Here is a 13290-nt window from a genome sequence, read left to right as displayed (position 1 = left end):
ACAACATGAGGGAGCAAACCGCCCTCACCAGCGCCTAACGATCGGGCCGAGAGCCAGTGGCTCCCAACAACACCACCGCTGGCTCTCTTCCGCACGATCACTGGCTCTGAACCGCACGATCGAGTGGCTCCCAAGGCATCAAATACTCATTTCAGCCTGCTCCTTCTGTGAAGCAGCACCCGTCGCTACTGTGACGGGTGACGTCCATGCCGCCGCTTGTGTTGAATGCGACGTCATCAGCGTCGGGGTGACCAATGCGGTGGGTACAGAGCTGTTCGGCGGTGCGGGTGTCCGCGCACCAACGGATTGGCCAGGCCACCATGTGATGCTCGGACGGATTGTGCACTTAGCGGTCGGTCTCAACACATTGCCTCTCCTGGTGGACCTCGGTGAGGATGCCCCCATCCACAGCGTCGATGTCGCCCGTAGCGGCGTCAAGGGCGGCAGCCACCAGGCTGGCTTGCGCGGGAGTCAGGGGGCTTGCCTCGTCGGTAGGCGTCATATGTCGTGGGTTAGTTGGAGCCACCCTCGCCGACCGCGCCCACCGCTCACGGATTGCCGCTGACGGCGCTCAGCGAATTTCCCCAGTCTTGCTCGTTGGAGTTCCCCAGGTCGCAGGGTTAGGTTAGCGCAGGTTTGTGCCGGTTGTGACGCGGCGTAGTTCGTCTGCTGCGGCGGCGTGGTTGCGGAGCCGGCAGGAGCCCCCGTCGAGGGTGACCACGACTCAGCGGTGAAGGAGCCGGTCGAGCTTGGCCGCGGCGACGGTGGTGTCGCCGAGGATTTCGCCCCAGGCTCCGACGGGCCGGTTCGTGGTGATCACGATCGACGTTTTCAGGTAGCGCTGGTTGATGACCTGGAACAGCGCCGACGCGGCCTCGGCGGGCAGCGGCAGATACTGCAATCAAGCGCCGGAGTGAGGCGTTTCATCCTGCTCGTTTTGGGAGGCAACATTCGTCGCAACTGTGTCGAGTGACGTCCACACCTCTGTGTGAGTTGAACGCGACATCATCAGGGTCAGGATGACCGATGCGGTGAGAACAGAGCCGCTCGGCCGTGCGGGTGTCCGAACGCCAACGGATCGGCCAGGCCAGCATGCGATGCTCAGAGGGATTGTGCACCCAGCAATGGGTTCCAGCACATTGCCTCTCGTGGTGGACCTTGGTGAGGACACCCCCATCCACAGCGACGATGTCGCCGGCAGCGATATCAAGTGCGGCTGCCGCCAGGCTGGCTTGCGAGGGAGTTAGGGGGCTGGGCTCGCCGGTAGGGGTCATGTATCGCAGGTTAGCTGGAGCCACCGACGCCAACCGCGCCCGCAGGTCACGGATTGCCGCTGGACGAGAGCAGCGAGACCGAGATCTTCCGCACTAATGGGTATCATCCCCGGGCATCCCCGTCGCGATTTATGGTGCGTCCGGCGATCGAGCCGCGCAGGTCGCGGTGGCCCCAATGTGTGGGTGGATCCCCAAGGACCTGTAGTGGTGTGGATACAGTCGGATCATGGTCACGACAAGCGCGGAAGAGAGTCTCACACAGCGGGGCGAGCCGCGCACGGCGAAACAACGCAGGCACCACCAAGCCGTTGAGCTGGGTGAGACTGTCGGCAGAGACCTCCCTTGGATTTGGGATGCCCCGGCCGAAACCGTGCAAGATGTCTTTGTGCGCGTTACTCCGTCCATACAAACTATCGGAGGTAACATCCCAACTAGGGCAACCTACTTGGTGGCGGCGTGGACATCCTTTCTGCTGCTGGTGGCCTCCATCATATGGATCTGGGCGACCTTGACCTATCTTCCGATTGAAGATCGTCGCGACCGTATCGATTGGTTGCCCCTCCCCGGCGTATTGGTCATTGTCTTGGGGTTCGTCTATTTCGGGGGTCGTGCGATTCTTGCCGCTGCCATTAGGCGGCGGGTGAACCGGTTGAGCGGTTTGACCGATGTTGCCTGCTTGGCGGCCCTCCAGGTCGTCGAAGCGCGCCGGGTGGCGGCGCGGGAGCACACACCGAGCAGATCCTCTCGCGATGCCCGCCGAATGGGCGCTGCACCGTCGCCTCAGCCCTACGGTGTCTCGGCGACGGGTGCTGTGGAGCTGGTGGTTGGCTGGATGCGTTTTCTCAGCGCGGGAGATGCCCGCGTCGCAGAGAGTGCTACGGGCGTGGACGCGGAATCGTCTGCGTACGTTGTACGCGTTTCAGCAGGAGAGTTGCCTGTCGGGGTGGAAGCGATGCGTGAACTTGCTGGCACCGTGTCGGTCACTGGGCGCCGCGCTCTGTACTTCTCAACTGCCGGATACACGGACGAGGCCAACGAGTTCGCCGGTCGGGCGAAGATCGCGCTGTTTCAATTCGCACCGTGTGAGGGCACATTGTCGGGCGCGGACGGTGACGGTGAGGCTCTGCTGAGTACGGGCCATTGAAGCATCGCTGGCGCTGGCTTTATACGGGGCGGCGATGGCGTCCAACGGGTTCGGCGCACGGACCGCGCCGGAACTCAGCGCCTAACCCTTCAACTCGAAAGACACTGCGCTATACCACCACCAGGGAATTGACCTGACCGTGTCGCGGCGGACTCGAATGGATGCCAATATGAGCTCACACGTAGCGCCGAGTTTCAAGGTGATCGGAGGAGAACGGGTGTATTGGCTGCACCGTGGCGAGGGGCAGTCACGGATGCAGACGGTGTTAAGGAACGGGCTCTACTGACAAGCAGCAAACAGGGGAGCAACATTAGAATGCCCTGTCGCCAATGCAACATAGAAAATTGCGGGAGGAGGACATGGGTCACCGGGCAGAATAGCCGCCGTCGATCGGGAGCGTCACACCTGAAATCATTGCTGAATCGTCGGACAGCAAGAATGCAATGGGCCCGGCCACGTCTTCTTCAGTTGCCCACCGTCGGAGAGGAGTCGCGTTGAGGAAGGGCTCCGCTATTTCTGAACGGCCCCAATGCGATTGGGCCATTCGATTCATCACAACAGTCGGATTTACGCTATTCACGCGGATATCAAATTTTCCCAACTCGGACGCCCACGCGCGTGTCAGCCCATCGAGAGCTGCTTTCGATGCTGAGTATGTGGAAAGGCCTTGGAGGGCGGAAATAGCAGCCAAGCTAGAGACGTTCACGATTGAGCCACCGCGATTATGGCTAATCATCGTTCGCGTTGCGTACTTTGTGACCAAAACTGGGCCGCGTAGATTGACTCGAACTAACTCGTCTAAAACGTCTAAATTTGCCTCTTGCGGAATAGAGAATTCCCCGCCGACGCCAGCGCAATTTACAAGTCCCCAAATTTCCTGACTGCTGACGGCTTGACGAACGCTGACTTCGTCCGTGACGTCAAAAACCAGAGGGATCGCCCCAGTCGTGGCCGAAATTTCCTGAACGGAGCGAGCTGAACGTCCACCTGCGATGACTCGAAATCCGTCATGGCAAAGTCGGCGCACTATCGACGAGCCGATGTCTCCGGTAGCACCCGTGACGAGGATGGTTCTCTCAGTTGGGCTTACCACGTGGTGGTGTCCTTGGGGTTTTGGTGTTCTGGTCGGGCGAATAGAGTGTTGTGTGTTTCTCTTGCGCATTTCTGCCCATGGAGCCCAGCATATCCAAGGCGAAATTCAAGTCCATGCGGCTCACGACTTGTCACTCTAATCAATGCTGCGAGTCGCTATCCGGGTTGCTCCCTTCGAATACGTGCAATTCGCACGCCGAACTGCAATCGAAGTGTCTCCACCGATGTCAGAACGGTGGCCCTCATCCGGCATAGGGACAACAAGCACTACTGCATGAAGCCGATTGTCGTTATTGCGAGGAATCACGAGTGAACGCAGTCGGGCATTGATAGTGGCGTAGGTATATGACCTCATGCCCAAATTCTTACCGGATCGTCGCCCGACCAATCCGCGTTGGGCCGAAAGAGTCTTCCCCCTGCTCTTTCTGATCATTCGACCTGCACACGGTTGGACTCAAATCTCGTTCACGACACGATTCTGCGGCAGCCGTTGCAAGCTTGGGAAACCATGGATTCGCCAGATCGGGCACTAGTAAACCTACTGGAGCCGAACGTTCGTGGCTCAGAGCCTGAGGTTCGCCATTAGCGCGATGGCCGAATGTTTCACACGGCATCCATCGCGGGCTTCCCATGTAACCTAGACGCAAATCGTGCGAAGAACTCCAGAAGTGGTGGACAAAGATGCGTCGGCCAGAGAAGCATCATCCTGGAGTCCGGCACGACCGCAGCGCTGTCTCCGAGACAACGATATCTCGACCCAATGTTTTCATGGAGGGTCCTTGGGTCATTCGATCCACTGCGTGCGCAAGCCTGCGCTCAAAGACATCACGTGTCAAGGGGCCGACGACTTGACGGCTTTCGTTCAGCGGCTCTAGTATTGTCAGATAACGTTCTCTCAATGGAGGAGATTCAATGCCTGAAGCGTTCGGCGTTCGAAACGTATTCAAGTCGTTCGGGCATGTTGAGGCATTGAGGGGCGTCTCACTCGCCGTAAGCCGAGGGGAAATTGTCGCACTGTTGGGGGACAACGGTGCGGGAAAGTCAACTCTCGTAAAAACGATGTGCGGGGTCTATCAACCGGACTCCGGCAGCGTCGAGCTCGACGGCAGCTCTGTCCGGCTGACCTCTAGCTACGATGCTTCGGATCACGGAATAGAAGTGGTTTACCAGGATCTAGCGCTTGTTCCAGACTTGTCAATTCAGGAGAACATATTCCTCGCGCGGGAGATCCCTCAAACGGGCTGGCGTGGGCTGATTGGCTTACTCGATAAGGCGGCAATGAGCAGCCAGTCGGAGAAAGCTCTAGAGACGCTCGCGATTCGCGGGGTTCCAACGAGCGTGTCTGTGAATGAGCTTTCGGGGGGACAGCGCCAGGCGGTTGCAATTGCGCGCTCAGTCCTTCGCGCGACTACCGCGCTCTTGCTCGACGAGCCTACGGCCGCTCTTGGGGTTCGGCAGAGTGACCTCGTATGTGATTCCATCGTCCGTGTCGCAGAGAGTGGGCTCGCGGTCCTCGTAATTTCACACGATCTCGAGCGAATGCTCCGAATTGCCACGCGGATAGTGGTCTTGAGGAGAGGACAAATTGCACTTGATGAGCCTTCAGCGGGGTTAACGGTGAAGCGCATTGTAGAAGCCATGATGGGCGAAACTGCCCCAACCCCCGCGCCTGAGCTTGGAAAGTAGTCGTATGTCTGACAACAAGATAGCCAATTCAACAATCGCAGTAGCAAAACAAATGGGAAAACGAGTCCGAATAGATGCTGCTGCCTGGATTGTGTTGGGAGTTGACTTCGCGGTAATAGTCGCTTTCGGTGCTGCTTCAGACTGGAGATTCCTGCGGACCGAAAACCTCCAGGCCCTTGCAGTTAACTCTTCGCAGATCGTGCTTCTCGCTACTGCAGTCGCCCTAATACTTGCGCTGGGCGAAATTGATATCTCGCTCGGGGCTGTCTTAGTCGCGTCTTCAGTTGCGAGTGGGCAAGTCCTGTCCGTTCTTCAAGTTGACTCGACGTTCTTGATTCTTTCGATTGGATTGATATCGGCGGTAATCGTTGGGAGCATCTGCCTGGCGGTAAATGCCGGGGTTTTGCTCATACTCAAGGTCAATTCATTCATCGGGAGTCTTGCGACACTTGGCATTTTTACCGGGACGGTGTACGTAATAACAAACGGCAGCAACATCACTGGCGTTCCGATTACAGTTCAGGACGCTTTTGGCAGCTACCGTCTATTCGGTTTCCTCCCCGCGCCCGCATTAGTTGCGGTCATCGTGGCTTTGGGGGCTTGGTACGTGATCCGTAGGACTCGCCTGGGCGTTCATATGATTGCTGCGGGTAGTAATCGCGACGCGTCAATCCGGGCTGGAGTGAAGACGCAGAGAATTGTCTTGATCACTTTCCTCATCGCTGGGGTAATTGTCGGATTGGCGGGGTTTATTGACCTGAGTCGCTTCGGCACAACCGACATTGCAGGCCACCAGACCGACGCCCTTTCGGCGATCGCGGGTGCAGTCATCGGTGGGACGCGCCTCAATGGAGGCAAAGTGTCTATTCTCGGTGCTATAAGTGGTGCGCTTTTGGCCTCCATTCTGCAGACCGGTCTGATCGTCGTTGGTCTGCCTTCCTTTTATCAGCTGATCGCGATCGGCATAGTACTTATAGCCGCCGTCGCGATTGGTCAGCGACGAAAGGACGTACGAAATTAAATCTGATTAGCGCCACGCCGACAATTACAACTCATAACCGGAAGGAAAGTCATGAAAACCAGACGATCTGCGTTAGCCGCATTGACCGCGGCCACCTTTCTCCTAACTCTCTCCGCATGCGGCTCAAGCGGGGGAGCCTCCGAGCAGGCTTCCGACCAGGCTTCTGACCAAGCCTCGGGCCAAGCCGTCAAGATTGCAGGTATATCGATTCTCACTGGAGATCCATATTTCGTCAGCATGAAGTGCGGCGCGCAAGATGCTGCTGTGGACCTTGACGTAAGCCTCCTATGGGATGGAGCTACCAGCGGGGACACCGCACCGCAGGCTGCGATCTTGTCTGCGATGGAGCTCCAAGATCCAGACGCCTACGTGTTCACGCCATTTTCACAAGACGCGTTTATCGCTGATGTTAAGAGATTAATGGGTGAGGGCTCACCGGTTATTCTTGCTGACGCGACTATGGCAGAAGATGTGTTCTACAAGGGATTCCAAAGCGACAATGATAGCGCAGGTCAGCAGGTCGCGGACTTCCTCGTGAGCGCTACCGAGGGGGAGGGGTCAGTGGCGATTGTGGCTTTTGGTCCCGGAAACCCGATCGACGAAGCACGTTACGAGGGGCTTATCGAGAAAGTTGCAACCGGCGCGCCAGATGTGAAGGTCTTAGATCCGCAATACGCGAAAGGCTCAAGCAGCGATGCTGCGAAGGTTGTGTCGGGTCTGATCCAAGCGAATCCTGATCTCAAAGTAGTTTACGCAACGAACGGGCCGCAGGCGACTGGCGCAGTATCCGCGATTAGAGCTGCTGGATTGACCGGAAGCATCAAAGTTGTAGCCTATGCGGGCGAAGCAGAACAGATTCAAGCTTTGAGAGCAGGGGATGTCGACGCTCTGCTCGCCCAGTCACCATACTTGATCGGATACGAGTCCGTACAAGCAGCTGTCGAGTATGTCCGCGAACACCCAGGTAAAGAGGCTGTTCTGCCGACAGACCCTCCCTATGGGTTCACCCCTACGCTTCTGATCACCCTCGACAACGTTGATTCAGATGAGGCCAAGCCATTCCTTAACAAGGGTTGCTGAGGAGCCTAGAGGGCCAGATGTTCGACTGTCCTGAGGGTTCACGCAGGGATTCGTCAATCATGTCCGATCGATGTTGTGGTCGACACGCGAATCGACGGTGGCTTGGCTAGCCCCAAAGGCGTTGAAGGATGGTGACCTCATCTTCGGCGGTGATGCCGGAGGCGAGGAAACGCCCCGCGGATTTTCTCCAGCGGGGCGTTCATCGTTGTGGTTGCGCGGTGGCGGATGGCCGGTGAGGTAGTCAGTGACCATATTGTGGCGTGTGTTTTTCGGTTATGAACCGTCGCCGCGGGAGAAGGAGGGGGTGCGCTGTTCTAGCCTTGCCTTGGGCCGGATGTCGAGCGTATGTTGTCGTGGCAGGGCGAAGAGCGTTCTGATCACTGTGGATACTTTCGAGAGCAGTAACGATGCCCATTGAGCCGAACTAGGCGTGGCGGCCCTGTGGTAATTTCCGAATTCAGAGCAAGTAAGGCGCTAGGGCTGGTCGGAAGCACCCGGGTGTGTGGAGCCCCTGACCTTCAGAGTGCATGGGACTGTAACCGTGCGAGGTGGCAGACCTGCGTCGTCGAGGCGGGATAATAAGAGGTCCAGAGCGGCGGTCGCTAGGAGCTCGGGATCTTGGCGGACAGTCGTTAGCGAAGGGCTCGTCCACGACGAAATGGACATGTCATCGAAGCCGGCGATGGCAACATCACCTGGCACCTCGAGTCCCGACTCGACGCAATGTCTCAACGCTCCAATAGCCATCAAATCGTTGGCTGCAACGATGGCGTCGATTGCCGGTGCCCCACGACCGATGAAATGCTCTGCGCCGGCCAGTCCGGATGCGTAAGAAAAGTCGCCCACGTAAAGATCAGCGGTGCGTAGTCCATGCCGCCTAAGCGCATCGTCGACGCCGACGCGTCTGTCTATGCCCGCCGCCAACCCGGTCCCTGACACGATCTGTGCAATGTTCCTGCGGCCGATGGAGACTAGGTGGTTGACCAGCGCTTGCGCACCACCGACATTGTCTGCCATGACCACATCGATACCTGGCCCAGCGTAGGAACGGTCGAATGCAACGACAGGCCAGTCAGCGCGTGCGCGTTCCGATAGAGACGCAGGCGCTTGACCCCGCACGGAGACAAGGAAAACGCCGTCCACTCTGTGTTTCCAGAGCAAATCCAAGCACATTTCTTCTTGATCGGGCCGGTTGCCTGAGTTGCAGAGGATCAATCCGATCCCGCTCAGCCGGCATGCCTCTTCTAGGGCCGAAGCGAGCTCAGCCAGCCACGGATTCGAAATGTCGGGGATGAGAAGTCCGAGCGTTCCGGACTTTCCTGCTCGGAGTGCTTGTGCCAGCCCGTTGGGCTGATAACCAAGCTTGTGAGCCGCATCTCGAACCTGGACGGCCATCCCGTCTTTGACAGGAATTCCGCGGAGGACTCTTGAAACTGTTGACACCGAGACCCCGGCAAGGGCGGCGACATCCTTGAGTCCTATTCGTGCCATGAATTTCCCTTACTGCGGTAATCGCTCTCAACTCTTGATCGTATATCGCCAAACACGGGATACTCTGCGGCGGTGGTCCATGCCGGGGCGGGGCCTCGCGTTGTGGCAGCGCGCGATGACGCGCGCTGCCACAACAGCTACGAGCCCATTGAAGGGACCCAAAGGCTCTTGCCGGCGTTCTGGGCAATACTGTCGCGCTTCGCGAGCAGGGCAAGTCCATCGAGTCCGGTGAGGATTGCTTCGCGTACCCCTGCGCCGGCGTCAACTTCTCCGCTCACAGCGCTATTAACGACGGTGCACACGTTGCCGGACCTGTACCCGAGGAGATTGGCCAGAGTCAGAATGATAGAGGCTTCGCGCTCGTAATTCAGCACCTTGGCGTTGGCCCACGTCGTTGCGATGTCCTCAATTCCGGGCGGGTTGTAGCCGGCGAACGGGCGCCCTTGTCCAGCGAAGATGGAATCAGTTGAGCGGGTAATGCCGAGGTGGAACGGGTGATCGAGCGCGGTGGCGGCGTCAGCCATCGCTGCGACCACTTCAAAGCTCGAAACCGCTGGGTAGGAGGGGGAGACGTATGCGGCGCTAGTAGCTTCATCCCGCACGCAGGCGGTCGCTATGACCAAATCTCCCACCGAGACGTTCGGCGCGGCCGATCCCGATGTGCCGATGCGGATGAACGTCGGCACCACGTCGGACTCGCCCAGGCCGTTGACCAGTTCGCCAAAGGCGAGCTCTGTCTCCGGTGCACCGCCCCCAGTTCCGCAGACCGTTATCGGCGTGCCCTTGTAAGTTCCGGTGTAAGTGCGGAACATTGTGGTGCCGCCAATGAGGGTTCGCTCATCGAAATACTCGCTGATGACGTCGGCGGCATCAGCTTCAAACCCCAGCGGATCGTGAACCGCAATGATGACATTGGGAGCGACGGATCCCGGGGTGATACCCGTGAGCAACCCCACCCCGTCGTCAACAAACTGTGGTGGAGCTACACGCTTTTCCGACATAATTTCCCCTTTCATCAGCGCTATCCGTGAGGCCACGCGACAGCAGACTGGAATGAACCAGATTTAGATAACGATATCTCACTTCGGACAACAATTGTCCACGGAGGCGACCTTCGGCTTTTCTTCATAAGAAAGCTGCGCCGAATTAGAGTTGAGATAACGTTGCCAACGTCTGCAGGTCGATAGGAGGGTTCTGGGGTGGATAATCCATTGAAGTGGGGTATCTTGTCGACAGCGTTCATATCAGAAACGATGTTGAGCGCGATGTTTGCGAGCCCCACGGCCAGCCCAGTTGCTATTGCTAGTCGAAGCAGTGATCGAGCGGAGGCGACAGCTGAGAAGTGGGGCCTTTCTTGCGCGTTCGGCACCTACGACGAGCTTCTGGCTTGTCCAAGAGTAGAAGCGGTCTATATCCCTCTTCCCAATAAGATGCACCACATATGGACTATGCGGGCACTGCGGGCGGGTAAACATGTCCTTTGCGAGAAGCCGTACAGCTCCAAGCCACATGAGGTGGTTGAAGCCTTCACAGCCGCTCGTTCGCACGGTCTCGTGCTGAGCGAAGGCTTCATGTTCAGGTACGACCCTGTTACTTGCGCCGTTGTGAGGGCGGTGGCCGAAGGAAGCATAGGCCGCTTACGCATCATTAATGCAAGCTATAGCTGGCCAACGCCATTGGCCAACGATCTCCGGCTCGATGCCTCGATGGGAGGTGGGGCATTGCTTGACACCGGCGTGTACTGCATCAGCAGTGGGCGGCTGTTCGCGGGCGAACCCGTCAGGGTCTCGGCGAATCAGGTCATGGGTCCGACCGGGGTGGATATTATGACAGCCGGCTACCTGGCGTTCGAGAGTGACGTCATTCTGAACTTCGACTGCGCACTGCACCTGCCGCAGCGTGGCCGGCTCGAATTGGTCGGCGACCAGGGTTCGCTCATTGTCGATGACCCCTGGCTGTGTAGGAACTCGCGCATCACACTTCATGATCGCTCTGGCGCTCGAGAGATCGAAGTGGAATTAGTGAATGCATTTCAACTTGAGCTTGAGGAATTCGCCGCCGCGGTTCGCGGCGAAGATAATTGCCTGCTTGGAGAGTGTGATGCGCTGGGGCAAGCGGCAACGGTAGCCGCTTTGGGTGTTTCTGCACGTGAAGGCAAGGTTGTCAAGTTGTGACGCGAACCATGAACGGCGGGGCCATCACGGCAGCGGGGTGCTGATGCAGTAACCCTATTCGCATGGACTCGCCCGAACCGCCCATAGTGCAGAGCGGAGGTGTGACTATTGCTGTAGATAACTCCGTATCTAATGTTCCGATGTGGCCTGCCCTGGTGATTCCCGTTCTTACGGTACTTTCTGCTGGCGAGACCATGCATCGGAAGGACATTTTCGATGCTGTGGCAAAAGTCGCAGGACTAGGTTCTGAGGCTCGAGCGGAGATGCTCAACTCAGGCGGTTATCGGTACGAGCAGCGCATGGGGTGGGTGCTGAGCCATCTCTCGAAAGCGGGATGGGTCGATCGACCTGCCCGCGGTTATTACGCGATCAATGATGAGGGACGACTGGGGTTGAGCGAGCACCCAGAGGGCTTCGATTACTCGCAGGCCCGCGAATTCTTCGCCCGCTTCTGGCCGAGCTCAGTCCGGGGAGCTATTGATGAAACATCCAACGACGGCGCTGTCGCTGCCACGGTTGACATTCTCGATCCCGTCGAACAGATCGAAGACGGCATCAGCAGGATTGAGCAAGAATTCGGAGAAGAACTCCTGGAGCGGTTGCGGGGGAGTCACCCAGATTTCTTCGAGCAAGCCGTCGTGGACTTGCTGCTAGCGATGGGTTACGGCGGAGCTGAGCAACGTGGCAAACGAATTGGTGGCCCGAATGACGAAGGCATAGACGGCATCATTGACCAGGATGCTCTCGGGCTGGACCGCATCTACGTCCAAGCGAAACGATACAAGGACGGCAACAACATCGGGCGCGAGACGATTCAGGCATTCGTCGGCGCACTCCACGGTTTCGGAGCTACCCGCGGCGTGTTCCTGACCACGAGCGCATTTACGCCAGCAGCGGTGGACTACTCAAGAAGCGTGCAGTCTCGCGTCATCCTGATCGACGGACAACGTCTCGTCGCCCTCATGATCAAGTACCGCGTCGGAGTTCAGATCAAGCAAAAGTACACAACGGTCGAGATCGACGCTGACTTCTTCGACTGAATCTCTTTACAGCGGCGGATGTGTACAGAAATAGCCGAGACCACTGCTGCTCCCCGACACTGCGCTTACCGCGGCCCCCTCTCCTTGTCTCATGAGATCGGAGACATTGAAACCGCACCAAGGCACTCGCGGACTCAACCAGCCCTGCCCTTGTGCCCGTTGGGTGGAAACGTATGGGCGTGTCGCCGGTTCGAGATCCCGATTCGAGCCACATTGGCGCAGCGTAGGTGAGCGTTGGCTAAGAGAAGTAGCCGCCTACACCCACAACGAACGACGGGCACTCCTGCCCATAGAGATCCGCGGTGAACGTGACGGAGCCACCGTCCTTTATCGGACCATCCTGCTCTGTGTAAGTGCGAAACTGCGACAGAAGGTTGTCTCCGTCGAAGCAGTAGACACTGACGCTGTAGGGAGCCGCGCTCTCAGCGCCGGTCTCGTTGAGCGCAGAGCCCACTATGGCGTCACCGGAGATGTTCGCCTCGGTGACTTTGAATGGCGCGGTGTTGTACGACTGGGTATTCACAGGACTGGTATTCACGGTGAATTCGTACTCAGCGCCGCCGGGAATGATTTCGCCGTTGCTGAAGTATATGTATGCGAGCCCAACCTCACCTGACTGCACCTGGTCAGGGACTGTTCCTTGGCTGCTACCGGTAGAGACAATCGCACCGTCGCTGCGGACTGTCGCGCTCCAGTCGACGTGCGAGATGCCTTCGCTGGTGTTGTTCCGAAAGGCGAAGAGCAAAGTTGCGCCGAGTCCAGGTTTGGCAAGCGGGCCGACCTGGACTACCGAGACTTCGCCCTGCTCTCCGTCAGGGAAGGTGGGCTGCGCGGTACCTCCGAGCAGGCCGCTCGCGTTGAATGGCAATGACCCAGCTAGTGCAGCATCTTCGTTGGGCGTTGACGGGGCAGTGTCTTCGGTGGGTGTTGAAGCCGGGCTCGACTCGCCTTGTGTCGGATTGGCGGTCGAGCCGCAGGAGGTGAACAGGAGAGCCGCAGCCAAGGCGGCGGCAAAGCGCACGGGAGTCTACATCCGAGTCACCATAGCAGCGCCTCAGCTGGTGCTGGGGGACGAGCCGTCTGGCGCGCGGCCCCTTTGCGGGCAGGCACATTGTCTCTTCGACGATGCCATGTGAGTGCCTCCGGGATGGATTGCCTAGCTGTACTGCCCAGGGACGTTGGTTGAATCGGTGTGACGACTCGCTGTAGTTGTTGACGACGGGGTGAGGGTCTCCGGCTGAAAGTGGAGTTACTACGACAACCACTTCGATTAGGAGACCCTCATGTC

Annotated in this window: 12 protein-coding genes; 6 read left to right on the top strand and 6 right to left on the bottom strand. The window is 58.2% G+C overall.

What is annotated here, in order from left to right; all coding sequences use genetic code 11:
* Positions 1 to 346: 346 nt before the first annotated feature.
* Positions 347 to 502, bottom strand: coding sequence for a hypothetical protein (locus DL891_RS17200; protein WP_157962575.1), 156 nt, complete (start codon positions 500 to 502; stop codon positions 347 to 349).
* A 222-nt stretch (positions 503 to 724) separates the two neighbouring features.
* Positions 725 to 901, bottom strand: coding sequence for an ATP-binding protein (locus tag DL891_RS17595; protein ID WP_232819232.1), 177 nt, complete (start codon positions 899 to 901; stop codon positions 725 to 727).
* 821 nt (positions 902 to 1722) lie between these two features.
* Here DL891_RS17595 and DL891_RS16185 point away from each other — a divergent pair.
* Positions 1723 to 2418: a restriction endonuclease gene (locus DL891_RS16185; RefSeq protein ID WP_157962574.1), complete on the top strand. Its 696-nt coding sequence runs from the start codon at positions 1723 to 1725 to the stop codon at positions 2416 to 2418.
* 364 nt (positions 2419 to 2782) lie between these two features.
* On the opposite strand, the gene DL891_RS16180 is transcribed toward DL891_RS16185, so the two are convergent.
* Positions 2783 to 3511 (bottom strand): SDR family oxidoreductase, encoded by a 729-nt coding sequence (locus DL891_RS16180; protein WP_198668959.1) that lies wholly within the window; start codon positions 3509 to 3511, stop codon positions 2783 to 2785.
* Between the two features lie 911 nt (positions 3512 to 4422).
* On the opposite strand from DL891_RS16180, the gene DL891_RS16175 reads away from it, so the two are divergent.
* From DL891_RS16175 to DL891_RS16165, 3 genes are read left to right on the top strand one after another with little or no spacing between them, the layout of a single operon-like run.
* Entirely contained in the window at positions 4423 to 5196 is a 774-nt protein-coding gene (locus DL891_RS16175; protein WP_111721535.1) for an ATP-binding cassette domain-containing protein, read from the top strand.
* Positions 5197 to 5200: 4 nt separating this feature from the next.
* Positions 5201 to 6217 carry an ABC transporter permease gene (locus tag DL891_RS16170; RefSeq protein ID WP_111721534.1) on the top strand — a complete coding sequence of 339 codons (1017 nt, stop codon included), beginning with the start codon at positions 5201 to 5203 and terminating at the stop codon, positions 6215 to 6217.
* Between the two features lie 51 nt (positions 6218 to 6268).
* Complete coding sequence (locus DL891_RS16165; protein WP_111721533.1) at positions 6269 to 7297, top strand: substrate-binding domain-containing protein; 1029 nt, start codon at positions 6269 to 6271, stop codon at positions 7295 to 7297.
* A 474-nt stretch (positions 7298 to 7771) separates the two neighbouring features.
* Here DL891_RS16165 and DL891_RS16160 read toward each other — a convergent pair whose 3' ends face one another.
* Positions 7772 to 8788 carry a LacI family DNA-binding transcriptional regulator gene (locus DL891_RS16160; protein WP_111721532.1) on the bottom strand — a complete coding sequence of 339 codons (1017 nt, stop codon included), beginning with the start codon at positions 8786 to 8788 and terminating at the stop codon, positions 7772 to 7774.
* Between the two features lie 137 nt (positions 8789 to 8925).
* Positions 8926 to 9804, bottom strand: coding sequence for a nucleoside phosphorylase (locus tag DL891_RS16155; protein ID WP_111721531.1), 879 nt, complete (start codon positions 9802 to 9804; stop codon positions 8926 to 8928).
* A gap of 183 nt (positions 9805 to 9987) precedes the next feature.
* Between DL891_RS16155 and DL891_RS16150 the strand changes: the two genes are divergently transcribed.
* Positions 9988 to 10962 carry a Gfo/Idh/MocA family protein gene (locus tag DL891_RS16150; protein ID WP_157962572.1) on the top strand — a complete coding sequence of 325 codons (975 nt, stop codon included), beginning with the start codon at positions 9988 to 9990 and terminating at the stop codon, positions 10960 to 10962.
* A 62-nt stretch (positions 10963 to 11024) separates the two neighbouring features.
* Positions 11025 to 12002 carry a restriction endonuclease gene (locus DL891_RS16145; protein WP_198668958.1) on the top strand — a complete coding sequence of 326 codons (978 nt, stop codon included), beginning with the start codon at positions 11025 to 11027 and terminating at the stop codon, positions 12000 to 12002.
* 238 nt (positions 12003 to 12240) lie between these two features.
* On the opposite strand, the gene DL891_RS16140 is transcribed toward DL891_RS16145, so the two are convergent.
* Complete coding sequence (locus DL891_RS16140) at positions 12241 to 13023, bottom strand: hypothetical protein (RefSeq protein WP_111721528.1); 783 nt, start codon at positions 13021 to 13023, stop codon at positions 12241 to 12243.
* Between the last annotated feature and the right edge of the window lie 267 nt (positions 13024 to 13290).

This window comes from Homoserinimonas sp. OAct 916 (assembly GCF_003260275.1).
Classification (GTDB): domain Bacteria; phylum Actinomycetota; class Actinomycetes; order Actinomycetales; family Microbacteriaceae; genus OACT-916.
The sequence above is the reverse complement of the archived record's forward strand: the minus strand, read 5'-3'. Positions and strand labels throughout refer to the sequence as shown.